This window comes from Hahnella aquatica (SeqCode) (assembly GCF_965194505.1).
GTDB classification, from domain to species: domain Bacteria; phylum Pseudomonadota; class Gammaproteobacteria; order Burkholderiales; family Burkholderiaceae_A; genus Hahnella; species Hahnella aquatica.
In genome coordinates this window covers 445,999-461,026 of the sequence record NZ_OZ239144.1, presented here as the reverse complement: position 1 = coordinate 461,026, position 15,028 = coordinate 445,999, and the positions used below count along the sequence as shown (strand labels likewise).

Here is a 15,028-nt window from a genome sequence, read left to right as displayed (position 1 = left end):
CGGTTGTGACATGATCTTCCCGTGAACGCCAGCACCCCTCTTCGCGACCACGAGATTCTCGAGGCCCTTGAACGACGGCCCCAATGGGCCTATGTGGATGGCAGCCTCGTCCTTGAGCGGCATTCCGTGGCCTATGAGGTCATCTGTGGCTGGGTTCAGTCCATTGCTGCATTGGCCATCGAACTCGACCATCATCCCGACATCTGCTTTGGCTACAGCAGCCTGCGTGTGTCGCTCCGAAGCCATGACCAGCAGGGCATCACCACCAAAGACTTCGAGTGCGCGGACCGCATCCTGACACTGCTCGTGTGATCAGCTGCCATGGCCGGCAGGCCTGGGTCGAGACAGACGACGGATCCCGTCACCTCTGTCACCTTCGCGGCCGTGGCCTCACGCCACTGACCAACGATCTCGTGGCGCTCAATCGCACGCACAGTCCACCCACGGTGGAGTCGATCGGCCCTCGGACCAACACCCTGCTGCGCCAAGAGGGTGACAAGGCCAAACGCCTTGCGGCCAATATCGACCTGGCCTGGGTCGTGGTCAGTGGTCACCCAATCTTTTCGCCGGACATTCTGCTGCGCGTGTTGGCCAGTCTCATGAGCCAGCGCATTCCAACCTGGGTGCTGCTCAACAAGACAGACCAGGCCGAAGGGGCCGCTGTGGCCAGGGCCCAGCTCCAGGCCCTCATGCCGCAGGGCATGGACTGCCCCTGGCCGGTTGTGGAGACACACATTCAGGCGGGCGGGCTCGATGGTCTGATGGCGAAGATCTCAAATGCATTCCCGGGGGAGCGGCTTTCGGTGGCCCTCATGGGGCAGTCCGGCATGGGCAAGAGCAGCCTGCTCAATCGGCTCGTTCCCTCGGCCCAGGCCCAGACCCAGGCCATTTCCGAGGCCCTGCAGACCGGCCGCCACACCACCACCAGCAGCCAGGCTTACCAGTGGGCGGGCGGGCGCATCATCGATACGCCAGGATTTCAAAAGTTTGGGATCGGCCACCTCGAGCAGGACGACCTCGTGGGGCTCTTTCCCGAGTTTCAGACGATTCTGGCGCAGGACGGTGCCTGCCGTTACGCCAACTGCAGCCACCGCCATGAGCCCGGCTGCCCCATTCGCGAGGCCGCTTCGGCGCATGGCCTGGGCGCGAGATTAGAACAATGGGAAGGCCTGCTGACGGCGCTCGAGCGCGAGCGCCTGGCCCATTAACTCAGCCAGCGGCCGAGGTAGAAGAGCAGCACCAGGAAGAACCAGATGATCACCGCTCGCCAGACCAGGCCCACCGCCGAGTTCATGCTGTAAATGCTGGCCTCACGAAGCTCTGGTTCTGTAGACACGCCGTCGGCATACGACTCATAGTCGTCGGAGCCCGTGGGTGCATCTGGAATGGTGAGCCGCACACCAATGGCCCCAGCACCCGAGGCAACGAGTACGCGATCGGTGTCGTCGGACAGCATCGGCGATCCCACTGCGCGGGCACGCCACATGGCAACGGAGTCTTCAAAGTTGCCCACCACGGCGAAGATCATGGCCGTGACCCGCACCGGCAGCCAGTCCACCCATCGGTAGGCTGCGCGGGCTGTCTGGCCGAACAGGTCGGCGGTGTCTTCACCCCAGGCCCGCAGCATCTGCACCGTGAGCCAATAGGCCAGGGCTCCCGATACGCCAGGCAGCACGACGAACCAGAAAATGAGACCGAAGACATGCCGTTGGGCCGAGACCAAGGCCAGCCGAATCGACTCCCGCACCACGGCAGACTCGTCTCCAGACTCTGCCGCCGCACGGGCCACCGGGTCGGCATGCATGTCGATGGTCCAGAGCGACAACAGACGCCGGGCCTCGGGGAGGTCGTCGGCCCGCAACGCCGCCTGAATGTCGTGGAATCGATGGCTAAACTGCCGAAAGCCAAGGGTGAGATACAGGACACCCACCGCAAAGAGCAACTCGAGCAATGGGTGCACAAAGCCCAGGACGCGGCCCACCACCAGGCCAAAGATGGCCGAGCCTGCAACGACCAGCAGCCAGGCCGCCCAGATGGAGCGCGGGCCGTTGGGGTCGACGAGGCCACGGACTTCCTCGAGTTTTCCGACCACCCAGGACTGGATCCAATTGGCCTGACGAATGGGCCGCACCTGCTCGAGAAGCAGGGCCACCAGGAGGCTCAGCAAGGTCATGACAAGAGGCCCTCAGCGGATGGACGAGTGATCAGACTGGTTCCAGGTTGCATAAAAAAAGTGATACAGGTTGCGAAGCATGGCTGCGGTGGCGCCCCAGATGAAATGCTGCTCGTAGGGCATGGCAAAGAACTCGATAGGCCCTGATTCTATCCTGAGCCCCCGGCGCTGATGATGACGCGGGTTCATGAGAAAGGACATCGGCACCTCGAAGACCTGGGCCACCTCTCTGGGGTCGGGGCGATAGACGCAGGCCTGCGGCAACAGGCCAATGACGGGGGTGACCTCAAAACCCGTCACGGTGCGATACACAGGCAGTTGAAAGAGTGGCTCGATATGGTCACGGGGCAGGCCAATCTCTTCCTCGGCCTCTCGGCATGCCGTCATTTCTGGCGAGCCATCGCTCGGCTCGCAGGCGCCCCCGGGAAGGCTGATCTGTCCTGGGTGGTGTTTCAGACTGGGCAGACGCCTCGTGAGCACCAGGCTGCAGCCCGGCAGGCCGGTGTCGGGCTCCACCGTGGCACGAAGCCCCATGAGCACGGCCGCAGCGCGCCACTCGGTGGCGCCGTCAGGGGGCTCACGCCGATCGGCGAGCACCTCGGGCTGCCAAATGGGAAAGCCCGGTGCGTTGGCTTTTGCAAGCCGACACCACCGGGCAATGTTGTCTGATCGGAGCTCAGACGCTGGGATGGGTTGCCCCGGCTCGAAGGGCCGGGGCTCAGAGGCCTCGGGATCGAACCGAGGTGTCAGGCCTGAGACTCCTGGGACGCCTCGTGCGCCTCTGCAACCTCACGCGGTGAGCGACGTGCGGGGAGCTTCTCGCGGATACGGGCTGACTTGCCCGAGCGGTTGCGCAGGTAATAGAGCTTGGCCCGGCGAACGTCTCCGCGACGTTTGACCTCGATCTTCGCGATCAGCGGCGAGTAGAGCTGGAACGTACGCTCCACACCCTCTCCGGCCGAAATCTTGCGCACGATAAACGAGGAGTTGAGGCCGCGGTTGCGCTTGGCAATCACCACGCCTTCGTAGGCCTGAAGCCGCTTGCGGGTGCCCTCGACCACGCTCACGCTCACCACCACGGTGTCGCCAGGGGCAAAGGCAGGAATGTCTTTCGCAAGACGTGCAATTTCTTCTTGTTCGATTTGATCAATGATGTTCATGGTGTTCTTTTCTCCTGGGCTGCGCGCGGTGAAGTGATCGACTCGCCCGGCTTCTCCATTTCATCGGCCAGCAAATCGGGCCGCTTCAATTGGGTGAGTCGGGTGGCCTGCGCAGCACGCCAATCCGCTATTTTGCCATGATGTCCGGATAAAAGCACCTCGGGCACCGACTGGCCCTCAAAGGTCTCTGGGCGGGTGTAATGGGGGTGGTCCAGCAGGCCGGCCATGAAGGAATCCTGGGCCGAGGAGGCGTCATCGCCCAGCACCCCCGGCAGGCGCCGGGTCAGGGCATCCATGAGGGCCATGGCGGGAATTTCCCCCCCTGAGACCACGAAGTCGCCCAGGCTGATCTCCTCATCGACGAACTGATCGATGAACCGCTGATCGATGCCCTCGTAGCGGCCACAGACCAAGGTCCACTGGCGTCGCGCATGGCCGTCTCGAACAGGCGCCAGTGCCGCCTCGACCCAATCCTGGTGCAATGGACGCCCCACCGGGGAGAACAAGACAACGGGGCCGACCGCCCAACCTGCGGCGAGCGCTGCCGACTGACAGGCGACCACGGCGTCCCGGAGTGGTTCGGCCATCATGACCATGCCGGGGCCACCCCCGTAGGGTCGGTCGTCCACGGTCTGGTGTACGTCGGAGGTGAACTGCCGGGGATTGCAGAGCGAGACATCCACAAGCCCCCGAGAGACTGCCCGGCCACACACACCGGAGGACGCCCAGGCCTGAACGAACTCAGGAAAGAGCGTGACCACATCGAATCGAACGATGGCGTTCGTCACCAGTCGGCCTGCCAATCCACCCGCACCGTGCGACTGGGAAGGTCGACATCATCCACATAGGCCTCGACAAAGGGAATCCAATGCCGGCCAACGATCAGCCAATCGTGGACGCCGTTGGTGTCCATGCGATCGACCTCACCCAGTAGCGTGCCACTGCGATTCAAGACTCGGCAGCCCAGCAGGTCTGTCCAGTAGGTCTCATCGGGCGCCGCCTCGGGCAGGGCCTGCCTCGGCACACCAATCTCAGCCCGCACATGGCGCTGGGCCATCTCGGGCGTGTCGACTGTGCGGAGTTGAATTCGGAAGTCTTTGCCATTGGGCTCGACCGAGTCCACTGTGGCCCGCCGATGGCTGCCATCGGGCATTCGAAGGACGGCCTCTTCAAGGTGCATCAAGGCCGAGGTGCGCGGATCGCCCGCATGAAACGCTTTCATCCGCAGGGCGCCCTTGAGGCCAATTGGCGCGAGCAACAGGCCAAGGGCCACGAACGAGGGCGGGGGGTCACACAGAGGGAGGTCTGGGGCAGGTGCGACTGCCCCCTGAAGGCTCGCCTCCACGAGGCGAGCAACACGCCGGGCAAGAAAGGAATCGCCCGGGTCACTGCCGGGCGAGGCGCCCTGGACAGTGCCTTTGGCGGATTTAGGCCTTTGCGGTGGCCTGGCCGGCAAAATCTTTAAGCAGTTGCGCCACGCGGGGGCTCACCTGCGCACCGTTGCTGCGCCAGTGGTCGACGCGCGCAATTTCGAAATTCAGGCGAACGTCGTTGCCGCGCGCAATCGGGTTAAAGTAACCAAGCCGCTCAATGAATCGACCATCGCGGCGGTTGCGCGAATCGGTTGCCACCACGTGATAGAACGGGCGCTTGTGGGAGCCACCGCGGGCCAGGCGAATTACGACCATGATCTTGAATCCCTTTTATATTGTCTCGGCATTGCCATGAAAAGCTCTCAAGTTTATCAGCCTCACCGCTCGAAAGACAAGGAGCCCCGCCATTAGCCGCAGACACCTGCTGCAAGGGCTCACCGGCCTGATGCTCATGGGCCTTGGCCTTCAGGCCAAGGGGCAGGATGCATCTGGTGCCAAGGCCAGCACACCGGCCAAGCCCAAGACCGCCCGTCCCCGCCTGCACCTTCCTGAATGGCTTCCCCGGGCCGCCGTGATGGCGCAGCTCGAGCAGGTCCATCGGGCCCACGGCATTCAAATGGGCTGGCTCATTCGACAATTCCAACACACCAAGCCCCAAGACGCTGCCCTGCGGCTCATCAATCCGCCGCCCTCGGACGGGCCCGCTCCAGCCCGGTCGGTCTACCGAGTCATTCAGCGAAGCCTCAACCCCAAGCTCGTTCAAGATGGAAACCGGTTCCTTCGGCTCCATGCGCCGGCCTTCAAGCGCGCATTCGACCAGTTCGGCGTACCACCTCGAGTGATTGCCGGCATCATCGGCATCGAGACCCGTTACGGCCGCATCATGGGCAGCTTCCCCACCCTCGACACCCTGGCCACCCTCGGCTTTCTCAACGAGCGTCGTTCGAGTTTTTTTCGGGATGAGCTCAATGCACTGCTGCTGCTCTCGCACGAACAAGGGCTCAACCTCTCACAGCTCAAGGGCTCCTTTGCCGGTGCCCTGGGCATCCCGCAGTTCATGCCCAGCAGTTGGCGTCGATACGCCATCGACTTCGATGGTGATGGACGGGTGCAACTCCTTCAAAGCCCGGCCGACGCCATTGGCTCCGTGGCGAACTTCCTGCGCGAGCATGGCTGGGTGCCAGGCCTCAAGACGCACGTGGGCCTGGGAACCCTGTCGGACCTCCAAGACCGCCCAGAGGACATCGGGCGCATTTCCGTCAGCGGCCTCACCGCAGAGCACACGGTTCGGGACATCATCGCGGCCGGCGCAATCGACGACACCCCAAGCCTGCCGCCAGACACCCCGGCGAGCGTGATTGCACTGCCCGAGCCCGACCTGGGCCAGCTCTACTGGATGGCCACACCCAACTTCTTCGCCATCACGCACTACAACCGAAGCTACTTTTACGCGGTCTCGGTCTTGGCACTTTCTGAGGCACTCAGCACCAAGGGTGCTTGAGATGTGGCGGTGGCCACCGCCGCCTCGTGATTGAAGCGGCCCTCCTGCCAGGCCTGCCAGACCAATGCCATCGACCATCGATCGACGGCCATGACCTCTCTGTCCTGAGGCGCTGGCACCCAGCCGTCGGGCACCGTGAGCGAGAAGGTCCAGACCCGCTCCAGGTGGACCTGCGTCGGAAGCAGCCGAACGGCCCGAACCGGCCCACAAAAGTGCGCCTGCTCCGCCAAGGCGGGCGATAAACCAGCCTCCTCCCAGGCCTCGCGCACCATGGCCTCGCGTGGAGACTCCCCTCGGGGAAGGCCACCGGCCACCGCCGCATCCCAGCAGCCTGGGTCGATGGCCTTGGAGAGGCTTCGACGGGCGACCCAGAGGGTTCCGTCGGCATCCTGCACATTCAATTGAACCGACTGCGCCAGCAGGCCGAGCGGCCGAAAAAGACTTCGCTCGAGCCCCAGTGGCTGGCCATCGGGGCCCCAGATGATCTGACCGTCGCCCCCCACCATGCGATGGTCCTCGCCTCGCCAGGCGAAGTCTGACTGGCCACGCAAGACCTCACGCAACTCGAGCGACCATGACGCCAATGCCGACCAGGCCACAGTGGCTGATGCCGGCAGACATGACGACACCAATGGGCTTGCCCAGCCCATCCAATGGCGCTGGCCCTCTGGGTCCATGAGCCACCAGGGGTGAAAACGGCCGTGAAGATCGTGAAGTGTGGGTGGGCTGCCGAACTGGGGCAACTGCAGTTGCTCGCCCGCCAGGCCCAGGGGCCCAGTCGGACGTGGCGATTCAGCGGACGACTGCAGGCCCATCCGACGACGAACGCGGAGCAAGCCGCCGCTGGCGCAGGGCCTCGAAGAAGACAACGCCCGCGGCGACCGAGACATTCAAACTCTCCACAGACCCCACCATCGGCACGCTCAACAAGGCATCACAGCCCTCACGGGTGAGACGGCGCAGGCCCGACCCCTCTGCGCCGAGCACGAAGGCGATCGGGCCACGGAGGTCGACGTCGTAAAGCGATGCGCCCACATCAGAGTCGAGCCCCAGCACCTGAAACCCCTCCTCCTGGAGGGTCTCGAGCGCACGTGCGAGGTTGGGCACACGCAGATAGGGAACCCGATCAGAGCCCCCCGCCGACACCCTCACGGCGACCTCATTGAGCGGTGCGCCATGGTCCTTGGGTGAGATCACCGCCAGAACACCCGCAGCATCTGCCGTGCGCAGAATGGCACCCAGGTTGTGGGGATCGGTCACGCCATCCAAGGCAACAATCATTTGCGCTGTCGCGGGCTGCGCACGAAGCTGCTGGAGCAAGCCCTTGAGATCATCTGGGGCCTTGCGCGCCTGGGCCAGGGCCAACACGCCCTGATGGCGCTCACCCTTGGCCCATTCATCCAGGGCAGACACCTCCACGGGTGTGACCCGACAGTTCACCAGCCTGGCCTCCTCGAGGAGCGCCTTGAGCCGGCCATCCCGGCGTTGGGCATCCACGAGAATTCGATCAATCGTCTGCGGTGCAGCCCGCAGCCGAGCCCGCACGGCATGAAAGCCCAATAGGGCAACGGCCTCCTCAGTGTCAGCCATGGATCAACCTCGGCGCTTTCGACCCGAGCGCTTGCCCGCCTTTGCAGCCTTGGGATGGGCCGCCTTGGCCTGCGTTGGCTTGGACTTCAAGGCAGTGGCGGCCGCGCGCACGCCCTTGCCGCCCTTGGCACCTCGGGCTGACTTGCTCCGTGGGGACGGGCGAGCCTCGACCAGGCCCAGGGCATCTGTGGCCTCGTCACCCAGCAGGGCTTCATTGGAGAGGTCTTCATCCGAGACCAGCTTGCTGCGCTTGACCGCACGCACCATCGAGGGCACCAGACGAAACTCGATGCGTCGGGCGTCGAGATCAACCCGAGAGATCTGTACGACCAGCGGGTCGTAGAGGCGGAAGCGCCGCCCGGTGCGCTCACCGCGCAATTCATGGATGACCTCGTTGTGCTGGAAGTACTCGCCCCCGAGTTCGGAGACATGGATCAGGCCTTCCACATAGAGACTGTCCAGCGTGACGAAGAGGCCAAATGGCGCCACACCAGTGACCGTGCCGGGCAACTGCTCGCCCACCCGGTCCTTCATGAACTGGCACTTGAGCCAGGCCTCTACATCGCGTGAGGCTTCATCCGCCCGTCGTTCACAGGCCGAGCAATGATCGCCAATCGTGCGCCAGCGGTCGATGAGTTCCTGGTCGGTCGCGCGGGCGGCCCCCTCACCGTACTTGGGCTGATAAGGCTTTCCCGTCAGCACAGACTTGATCACACGGTGAACGAGCAGGTCTGGATATCGCCGAATGGGCGAGGTGAAGTGGGTGTAGGCAGGATAGGCCAGCCCGAAGTGGCCCGCATTGTCCGGGCTGTAGATGGCCTGCTGCATCGATCGCAGCAACAACGTTTGAAGCAGTCGTGCATCGGGGCGCTGGCGAATCTCTCGGGAGAGCCTTGCATAATCGGCGGGCTGCGGGTCCTCTCCACCGCCGAGCCGAAGGCCCTGCACCTTCAAGAACTCGCGCAAGGCCTTGAGGCGCTCGGGTGTCGGGCCCTCATGCACGCGGAACAGGCCCAGCGCCTTGTGACGAATGAGAAGGTCTGCCGCGCTGGTGTTGGCTGCAAGCATGCACTCCTCAATGAGCCGGTGGGCGTCATTGCGAAGTCGCGGAAGAATATTGGCGATGCGACCCTGGGCATCCGTCTTCATGACGGTTTCCACCGTCTCGAGTTCGATCGCACCCCTGGCCTCCCGCTGCGAGACCAAGGCCTGGAAGACTGCATGAAGGTGCATCAACACCCCATGCCGAGGGCCCAGCACGCGCGCCTCTGCACCCTCGGGGTCGGCCAAGGCCGCCCAGGCCTGGTCATAGGTCAGGCGGGCCGATGAGAGGATGACCGCCTCATAGAACTGGTAGGCCTTCACCAGGCCATCGGGCGAGACCACCATGTCGCAGACCAAGGCCAGCCGCTCCACCTGCGGATTGAGGGAGCAGAGTCCATTGGACAATTTCTCGGGCAGCATCGGGAGCACCCGACGCGGGAAGTAGACCGATGTGGCCCGCTCAAAGGCATCGCGATCGAGGGCATCACCTGGCTGAACATAGTGGCTGACATCGGCGATGGCCACGAGCAGGCGCCAGCCACGACGACCCAAGGGCTCGGCATAGACCGCATCGTCGAAGTCGCGCGCGTCCTCTCCGTCGATGGTCATCATTTCGACGTCGCGCAGGTCGACACGGCCCTTGAGGTCTGCCGTTCGGACCTTCTCTGGGAGTTTCTCGGCGAGGCGCTCGGCGGCCTCGGAGAAGCGGTGGGGGACATCGAACTTGCGAACGGCGATTTCAACTTCCATGCCCGGGTCGTCCACCGAGCCCAGCACCTCCACCACGCGACCCACTGGAGGCGTGTAGCGCGTGGGCGGATCGACGATCTCCACCATCACCACCTGGCCAGGCTCTGCACCACCGACATCGGATGGACCAATGAGCACGTCGTGCTTGATGCGTTGGTCTTCAGGGGCCACCAGAATGATGCCCCGCTCATGGACCAGTCGGCCCACGAGTTGGCGTGTCGCATGCTCCAGCACCTCCAGAATGACAGCCTCTGGCCGGCCACGCCGGTCGGTCGTCTGCACACGCGCCTGCACGCGATCGCCGTGCATCGCCTTGAGCATCTCTCTCGGCGAGACGAAGACATCATCGGCCCCGGTGTCAGGGCGAACAAACCCAAAACCATCTCGGTGGCCGATCAGCCGTCCTGTGAAACTCGGCTCGGTGTTATCACCGCCCTCGGTCGAGGGGGTTGCATCTGGCCGTCCTGGACGACCGCTGCGAGGTTTTGACAAATTAGACTTTCCCGTTAAAGTGGGCGGCCTGAAGTTCAATGCCCAGATGGCGGAATTGGTAGACGCACTAGGTTCAGGTCCTAGCGGTGGCAACACTGTGGAGGTTCGAGTCCTCTTCTGGGCACCATTCTCGCACCCTTAGCCGACCTGGAATGGGTGCTCCATCAAAATCGTGTCGTCCCGGTCTGGCCCAGTGGAGACCATGGCGATCGGTGCGCCGGTTACCTCCGAGAGTCGGTTCAGATAATCCTGGGCTGCGCGTGGCAGATCTTCCCAACGGCGAATGCCCGCAGTCGACACCGACCAGCCCGGCCATGTCTCGTAAATGGGCTTGCAGGCCTCCACCGCATCGGCGCCGAAGGGCAGCACGCCCACAGGGCCATCGGGCGTGTCATAGCCTGTACAGAGTGAGATCGATGAGAGGCCATCCAAGACATCGAGCTTGGTGATGCAAAGGCCAGACACTCCATTGATCTGAATGGCTCGACGAAGGGCTGCAGCATCGAACCAGCCACAGCGTCTGGGCCGGCCTGTGACCGAACCAAACTCATTTCCCTTTTCAGCCAGGTGCTGGCCAATCTCGTTGGTCTGCTCTGTTGGAAAAGGACCTGAACCCACACGAGTGGCATAGGCCTTGGTGAGGCCCAGCACATAGTCCACCTGACCAGGGCCAATGCCGGCACCCGCGCCCACGGCGCCTGCCACGCAATTGCTGCTGGTCACGAAGGGATAGGTGCCGTGGTCGATGTCGAGCAAAGAGCCCTGCGCACCCTCAAAGAGCAGGTGCTGGCCAGCCTTCATCGCCTGATCGAGCAGGTCGGGCACGTCGGCCGCCATGGCCAGAAGCCTCGGTGCCAGGGCCATCAACTGGGCATGGGTCTCCTTGGGACAGACGGTGGCAGCCCCCAGAAAACCAGCCAGGACATGGTTGTGAAGTCGATGGCTCTCTTCGAGCAGGGCCAGAAGACGGTCGGGACGTTTGAGGTCGATGAGTCGAACCGCACGACGGGCCACCTTGTCCTCGTAGGCCGGGCCAATCCCTCGGCCTGTGGTGCCAATCTTCCCCTCGCCTTTGGCGGCCTCGCGAGCCTGATCCAATGCAACATGCACGGGCAGGATGAGTGGGCAGGCCAGGCTGATCCGAAGCCTTGCCTCCACGGAGAGGCCACTGGACTGAAGCTCATCGATCTCGGAGAGCAGGGCCTGGGGCGAGAGCACCACGCCATTGCCGATGTAGCAGGTCACGCCTGGGTGAAGAATGCCCGACGGAATCAGGCGCAGGACGGTCTTTTTTCCATTGACCACCAGGGTGTGGCCGGCATTGTGCCCGCCCTGAAAACGAACCACCCCCTGCACATCCTCCGTGAGCCAGTCGACAATCTTGCCCTTGCCTTCATCGCCCCACTGGGTGCCCACAATGGCCACATTGCGGCCCGCTCGCTTCTTGGTCGTTGTCGAATTCGACATGGCCGTCATCCTTCTTCTTTCTTCTAAATATCCACCAAGGCCCACTGGCCTGAAACCCGCTTCAAGCATGGTCCCGACCAAGTCTCTAGGCCCGCGCTCGGGAGTTGTACGACCACGCGACCCTGCTGCCGCAAGGCTGTGATGGCCTCTTGCAAGGAAGCGTCGTCCTGCCAAGGTGCTGCCACAGGGGCCGGATTGGCCTGCACCTGACCCGACTGCACGGACAGGGCGGCAAGGCTTCGCAGCTCGAGGCTAAAACCGGTGGCCGGACGCGCCCGGCCAAAGGCCTCGCCCACGCCGTCGTAGCGGCCACCACGCACCACAGCATCGGGCACACCCGGGCAGTGGATCGAGAACATGATGCCGTTGTGATAGCGCCAGCCCGCGAGGTCGGCCAGGTCGATGGTGAGCTGGCAACTGGGATGGCGCACAAACAGGGCGGACTGAGCCACGGCCTCGAGTCGATTGATGGCCGCCGCAATGGCATCGGTCTGAGGCAGAGCCGCCCGTGCCCGCTCGATCACACCCCCTGCACCGGTGGCGGGACCATACAGGGTCATGAGGGCCTCGCAGAGTCGCAAGGTCTCGGGTGCAAGGCCAGCCGACAGGCTCCGCAAGGCCGTTCGATCCTTCCAACGCAGCGCGTCCAACACACGGTCTTCATGGCGCGCAAGGCCAGGGTCTTGGGCCCGAAGGGCCAGAAAGATGCTGCGATCGGTGAGGTCCAGGTGAACCGAGGCCAGGCCTGCGGCATCGAGCGAGGCCAGGGCCAGCTCTTGAATTTCAAGGTCCGCCTCCAGGCCCGCATGGCCAAACAACTCGCAGCCGACCTGGAAAGGTTCACGATGGGCCAAGAGGCTCGCAGCCTCTGCATGCACCACCGGCCCGGCATAGCAGAGCCGGGAGAGGCCGGACTCGCCCAGCAAGTGGGCATCCACCCGGGCGGCCTGCGGCGTGATGTCGGCCCGAAGGCCGAGCAGCCGGCCCGATGCAGCATCGGTGAGCTTGAAGCTGCGCCGCTCTAAGTCGTGTGCACCGGTCACGCGCAGCGACTCGGCGTATTCCACCAAGGGCGGCATGAAGAGCTGGTAACCGTAGCCGCTGTAGAGGTCGATGAGCCGGCGACGCAGGCGCTCAAAGACGGCCGCCTCGGGAGGGAGGAGGTCGGAAATCTGATCGGGGAGAATCCAGGCGGTCATGACGACATTATCCCCGACAGCGCCGCCCAGACATCGGGGCGGCGGTCAGGGCTGCGACGGGGTGCGCTAGCGCTTCGCGTTCGGAGCGCGGAAGTAGCGGAAGAACTCCGACTGCGGATCCGCCACGATGACATCGGAGCGCTTGTTAAAGCTCTCGCGGTAGGCCTGCAGACTGCGATAGAAGGCCGCAAACTCGGGGTTCTGCCCGAATGAGGCGGCATAGGCTGCGGCCGCTCGGGCATCGCCATCACCCTTGATGGTCTGCGCCTTGCGGTAGGCCTGGGCCAGGATGCCCTCGCGCTGTCGGTCTGCATTGGCCCGAATTTTCTCGGCCTCTGCAAAACCCTCAGAACGCCGCTCGCTCGCAATGGCCTTGCGCTCGGACTCCATCCGGCGGAAGACCGAATCACGAATCTCCTCCGCGAAGTCGACGCGGCGCAGCCGAACATCCACAATCTGCACACCGATCTGCTTGGCGTCCTCAGAGACGCGAGTAAGGATGCCTTCCATGACCTTCTCACGAGCTCCGGAGACGACCTCGTTGACAGTCCGGGTTGCAATCTCATTGTTCAGGCCATCCCGCAAGGCTCTGGAGATGCGGTCCTCGGCACTGGACACCCGTCCAGCCACGCTGGTGTAGAAGACCTTCGGATCCTCAACACGCCACTTCACATAGGTGTCGACCACCACGTTCTTCTTCTCGCTGGTGATGAAGCGATCCGCATCGGTGTTGTCGATGGTGAGGATGCGCTTCTCCACGAAGACGACATTTTGGAAGGGGGGAGGCAGCTTGAAGTGGAGGCCCGGCTCGCTGATGACCGAGCGGATTTCACCCAAGGCAAAGACCAGCGCGAACTGCCGCTGATCCACCACAAAGACACAGGACAAGAAAACGAGGCCGAGGGCCACCAGGGCGGATACCGCCGCAAAGATCTTATTCATTTAACGGGCCTCCCGAAGACGGTCACGCAGGCTCGGGGGTGCGGCCGTGCGAGGAGGCTCTGGCGCAGGCGCCGGAGCCGTGGCTGGCGCTGCGGGGGCATCACCGCCAGTTGCCGCGGCCTGAGACGCCTGCGAGGTCTGCTGCAGGATCTTGTCGAGCGGCAGGTAGAGCAGATTGCTATTGGAACGGGACTCCACCATGACCTTGCTCACATTCGAGAAGACTTCCTGCATGGTCTCGAGGTACATCCGCTCCCGGGTCACGGCAGGGGCCTTGGTGTACTCCGCCACGATTCGACGGAAGCGCTCGGAGTCACCCTGTGCCTGAGCCACCACGCGCTCTCGGTAGCCCTCGGCCTCTTCGGCCAATCGGTCTGCCGCACCACGTGCCCTTGGGATCACATCGTTCGCATAGGCCTGGCCTTCATTCTTCACCCGCTCAGCATCCTGGGCCGCCTTGATCGCGTCACTAAAGGCGGCCTGCACTTCTTCAGGCGGCTGCACGTTCTGAATGGTGATGTTCACGATGGTGATGCCGGACTGATAGCGGTCGGCAATGCGCTGCGTGATGGTGAGGGCCTCACGGCCGATGGCCTCTTTGTTCTCATAGAGAACGGAGTCGCTCAGACTGCGGCCGACCACCTCGCGCATGGCGGTCTCGGCGGCCTGCAGCACGATGTCATCCGGGCGCACGTTGTTGAACAAGTAAGCCTCGGGCTGGCCCACCCGGTACTGCACCGCAAACTGCATGTCGATCATGTTCTCGTCTTTGGTGAGCATGAGCGAATCTCTGCTCTGGCCTGCACGCTCGCCTCGGAACCCCACCGTGGTCTGCCTCAATTGGGCAATGTTCACAAGCTCATGGCTCTCGATGGGCGACGGGAAACGCCACTTGAAGCCGGCACCCGTGCTGTATTCATATTTTCCAAACCGCAGGACCAGGCTGCTCTGGCCCTCTTGAACAATGTAGAAGCCACTGGCCAGCCACAGGAGGATGAGCACACCAAAGCCCGCGCCCAGAACGCCTGCGCTGAACTGGAAGGATGGAAGGCCACCGCCACCGCCACCGCCTCGATTGCCACCGCCCCAAGGCGACTTGGGGCCACCGCCCCCCTTGTTCCCACCGAAGAGCCCGCTGAGCCGGCGGTTGAAGTCGCGCCAGACCTCGTCGAGGTCGGGCGGCTGCCCGCCGCCGTTGCTCGGCCGACGCGGTTCAGATGGACGCTGCTGGCCCGCCCCATCGTTCTGGCCGTCTGCGCCAGACTCACCTGGGCCCGGGTCTTTCCCCCAACGGGGATCACCAAGCGACATCAACTGGGAAAAGCCTCTGATCATTT

At 63.7% G+C, this 15,028-nt stretch carries 16 protein-coding genes and 1 tRNA gene; 4 read left to right on the top strand and 13 right to left on the bottom strand.

From position 1 onward, the window contains the following. Positions 1 to 21: 21 nt before the first annotated feature. A complete protein-coding gene (locus AC8GDA_RS02310) occupies positions 22 to 312 on the top strand; it encodes a 4a-hydroxytetrahydrobiopterin dehydratase (RefSeq protein ID WP_506556702.1) in 291 nt (96 codons plus the stop codon). Further along, complete coding sequence (rsgA, locus tag AC8GDA_RS02305) at positions 309 to 1,208, top strand: ribosome small subunit-dependent GTPase A (protein WP_506556701.1); 900 nt, start codon at positions 309 to 311, stop codon at positions 1,206 to 1,208. Before AC8GDA_RS02310 ends, rsgA begins: the two co-directional genes overlap by 4 nt. Here rsgA and ampE read toward each other — a convergent pair. The 6 genes from ampE to rpsP all read right to left on the bottom strand — a co-directional run bounded on the left by ampE (position 1,205) and on the right by rpsP (position 5,021). Next, positions 1,205 to 2,173 (bottom strand): regulatory signaling modulator protein AmpE, encoded by a 969-nt coding sequence (gene ampE, locus AC8GDA_RS02300; protein WP_506556700.1) that lies wholly within the window; start codon positions 2,171 to 2,173, stop codon positions 1,205 to 1,207. The genes rsgA and ampE overlap by 4 nt on opposite strands. A gap of 12 nt (positions 2,174 to 2,185) precedes the next feature. Continuing rightward, on the bottom strand, positions 2,186 to 2,770 hold the full coding sequence (locus AC8GDA_RS02295) for an NUDIX hydrolase (RefSeq protein ID WP_506556699.1): 585 nt from the start codon (positions 2,768 to 2,770) through the stop codon (positions 2,186 to 2,188). Between the two features lie 149 nt (positions 2,771 to 2,919). Continuing rightward, positions 2,920 to 3,333, bottom strand: coding sequence for a 50S ribosomal protein L19 (gene rplS, locus AC8GDA_RS02290; protein WP_506556698.1), 414 nt, complete (start codon positions 3,331 to 3,333; stop codon positions 2,920 to 2,922). Beyond that, positions 3,330 to 4,121 carry a tRNA (guanosine(37)-N1)-methyltransferase TrmD gene (gene trmD / locus AC8GDA_RS02285; protein ID WP_506556697.1) on the bottom strand — a complete coding sequence of 264 codons (792 nt, stop codon included), beginning with the start codon at positions 4,119 to 4,121 and terminating at the stop codon, positions 3,330 to 3,332. Before trmD ends, rplS begins: the two co-directional genes overlap by 4 nt. Beyond that, the gene (rimM, locus tag AC8GDA_RS02280) at positions 4,118 to 4,591 is read right to left on the bottom strand and encodes a ribosome maturation factor RimM (RefSeq protein WP_506556696.1); all 474 of its coding nucleotides are present in this window, start codon (positions 4,589 to 4,591) and stop codon (positions 4,118 to 4,120) included. The genes trmD and rimM overlap by 4 nt, the downstream gene beginning before the upstream one ends. A 169-nt stretch (positions 4,592 to 4,760) precedes the next feature. Then, positions 4,761 to 5,021, bottom strand: a complete 261-nt coding sequence (gene rpsP, locus AC8GDA_RS02275; RefSeq protein WP_506556695.1) for a 30S ribosomal protein S16 — start codon at positions 5,019 to 5,021, stop codon at positions 4,761 to 4,763. A gap of 130 nt (positions 5,022 to 5,151) precedes the next feature. Between rpsP and AC8GDA_RS02270 the strand changes: the two genes are divergently transcribed. Beyond that, the gene (locus tag AC8GDA_RS02270; RefSeq protein WP_506556694.1) at positions 5,152 to 6,207 is read left to right on the top strand and encodes a lytic murein transglycosylase; all 1,056 of its coding nucleotides are present in this window, start codon (positions 5,152 to 5,154) and stop codon (positions 6,205 to 6,207) included. Here the strand turns inward: AC8GDA_RS02270 and AC8GDA_RS02265 are convergent. Genes AC8GDA_RS02265 through rnr form a run of 3 tightly spaced genes read right to left on the bottom strand, consistent with a single transcriptional unit; the run spans position 6,153 to position 10,083 of the window. Next, the gene (locus AC8GDA_RS02265; RefSeq protein ID WP_506556693.1) at positions 6,153 to 7,043 is read right to left on the bottom strand and encodes an NUDIX hydrolase; all 891 of its coding nucleotides are present in this window, start codon (positions 7,041 to 7,043) and stop codon (positions 6,153 to 6,155) included. The two genes, AC8GDA_RS02270 and AC8GDA_RS02265, sit on opposite strands and share 55 nt — an antisense overlap. After that, the gene (gene rlmB, locus AC8GDA_RS02260) at positions 7,000 to 7,797 is read right to left on the bottom strand and encodes a 23S rRNA (guanosine(2251)-2'-O)-methyltransferase RlmB (RefSeq protein ID WP_506556692.1); all 798 of its coding nucleotides are present in this window, start codon (positions 7,795 to 7,797) and stop codon (positions 7,000 to 7,002) included. The genes AC8GDA_RS02265 and rlmB overlap by 44 nt, the downstream gene beginning before the upstream one ends. Before the next feature lie 3 nt (positions 7,798 to 7,800). Further along, positions 7,801 to 10,083 (bottom strand): ribonuclease R, encoded by a 2,283-nt coding sequence (gene rnr, locus AC8GDA_RS02255; RefSeq protein WP_506556691.1) that lies wholly within the window; start codon positions 10,081 to 10,083, stop codon positions 7,801 to 7,803. A gap of 40 nt (positions 10,084 to 10,123) precedes the next feature. Between rnr and AC8GDA_RS02250 the strand changes: the two genes are divergently transcribed. Beyond that, positions 10,124 to 10,210: transfer RNA gene (locus AC8GDA_RS02250), tRNA-Leu, on the top strand. Between the two features lie 11 nt (positions 10,211 to 10,221). On the opposite strand, the gene AC8GDA_RS02245 is transcribed toward AC8GDA_RS02250, so the two are convergent. The 4 genes from AC8GDA_RS02245 to hflK form a co-directional block, all read right to left on the bottom strand. Continuing rightward, on the bottom strand, positions 10,222 to 11,550 hold the full coding sequence (locus tag AC8GDA_RS02245) for an adenylosuccinate synthase (protein WP_506556690.1): 1,329 nt from the start codon (positions 11,548 to 11,550) through the stop codon (positions 10,222 to 10,224). Positions 11,551 to 11,573: 23 nt separating this feature from the next. Continuing rightward, on the bottom strand, positions 11,574 to 12,749 hold the full coding sequence (locus AC8GDA_RS02240) for an ATP phosphoribosyltransferase regulatory subunit (RefSeq protein WP_506556689.1): 1,176 nt from the start codon (positions 12,747 to 12,749) through the stop codon (positions 11,574 to 11,576). 66 nt (positions 12,750 to 12,815) lie between these two features. Beyond that, positions 12,816 to 13,691 (bottom strand): protease modulator HflC, encoded by an 876-nt coding sequence (gene hflC, locus AC8GDA_RS02235; RefSeq protein ID WP_506556688.1) that lies wholly within the window; start codon positions 13,689 to 13,691, stop codon positions 12,816 to 12,818. Beyond that, positions 13,692 to 15,026 carry an FtsH protease activity modulator HflK gene (gene hflK, locus AC8GDA_RS02230; RefSeq protein WP_506556687.1) on the bottom strand — a complete coding sequence of 445 codons (1,335 nt, stop codon included), beginning with the start codon at positions 15,024 to 15,026 and terminating at the stop codon, positions 13,692 to 13,694. Positions 15,027 to 15,028 lie beyond the last annotated feature (2 nt).

What these genes read in the sequence shown, in the direction of transcription:
- ampE (WP_506556700.1), bottom strand. Translation starts at nt 2,173, where the DNA reads ATGACCTTGCTGAGCCTCCTGGTGGCCCTGCTTCTCGAGCAGGTGCGG.
- rplS (WP_506556698.1), bottom strand. Translation starts at nt 3,333, where the DNA reads ATGAACATCATTGATCAAATCGAACAAGAAGAAATTGCACGTCTTGCG.
- rpsP (WP_506556695.1), bottom strand. Translation starts at nt 5,021, where the DNA reads ATGGTCGTAATTCGCCTGGCCCGCGGTGGCTCCCACAAGCGCCCGTTC.
- AC8GDA_RS02270 (WP_506556694.1), top strand. Translation starts at nt 5,152, where the DNA reads ATGCTCATGGGCCTTGGCCTTCAGGCCAAGGGGCAGGATGCATCTGGT.
- rlmB (WP_506556692.1), bottom strand. Translation starts at nt 7,797, where the DNA reads ATGGCTGACACTGAGGAGGCCGTTGCCCTATTGGGCTTTCATGCCGTG.
- AC8GDA_RS02245 (WP_506556690.1), bottom strand. Translation starts at nt 11,550, where the DNA reads ATGTCGAATTCGACAACGACCAAGAAGCGAGCGGGCCGCAATGTGGCC.
- AC8GDA_RS02240 (WP_506556689.1), bottom strand. Translation starts at nt 12,749, where the DNA reads ATGACCGCCTGGATTCTCCCCGATCAGATTTCCGACCTCCTCCCTCCC.
- hflC (WP_506556688.1), bottom strand. Translation starts at nt 13,691, where the DNA reads ATGAATAAGATCTTTGCGGCGGTATCCGCCCTGGTGGCCCTCGGCCTC.
- hflK (WP_506556687.1), bottom strand. Translation starts at nt 15,026, where the DNA reads ATGATCAGAGGCTTTTCCCAGTTGATGTCGCTTGGTGATCCCCGTTGG.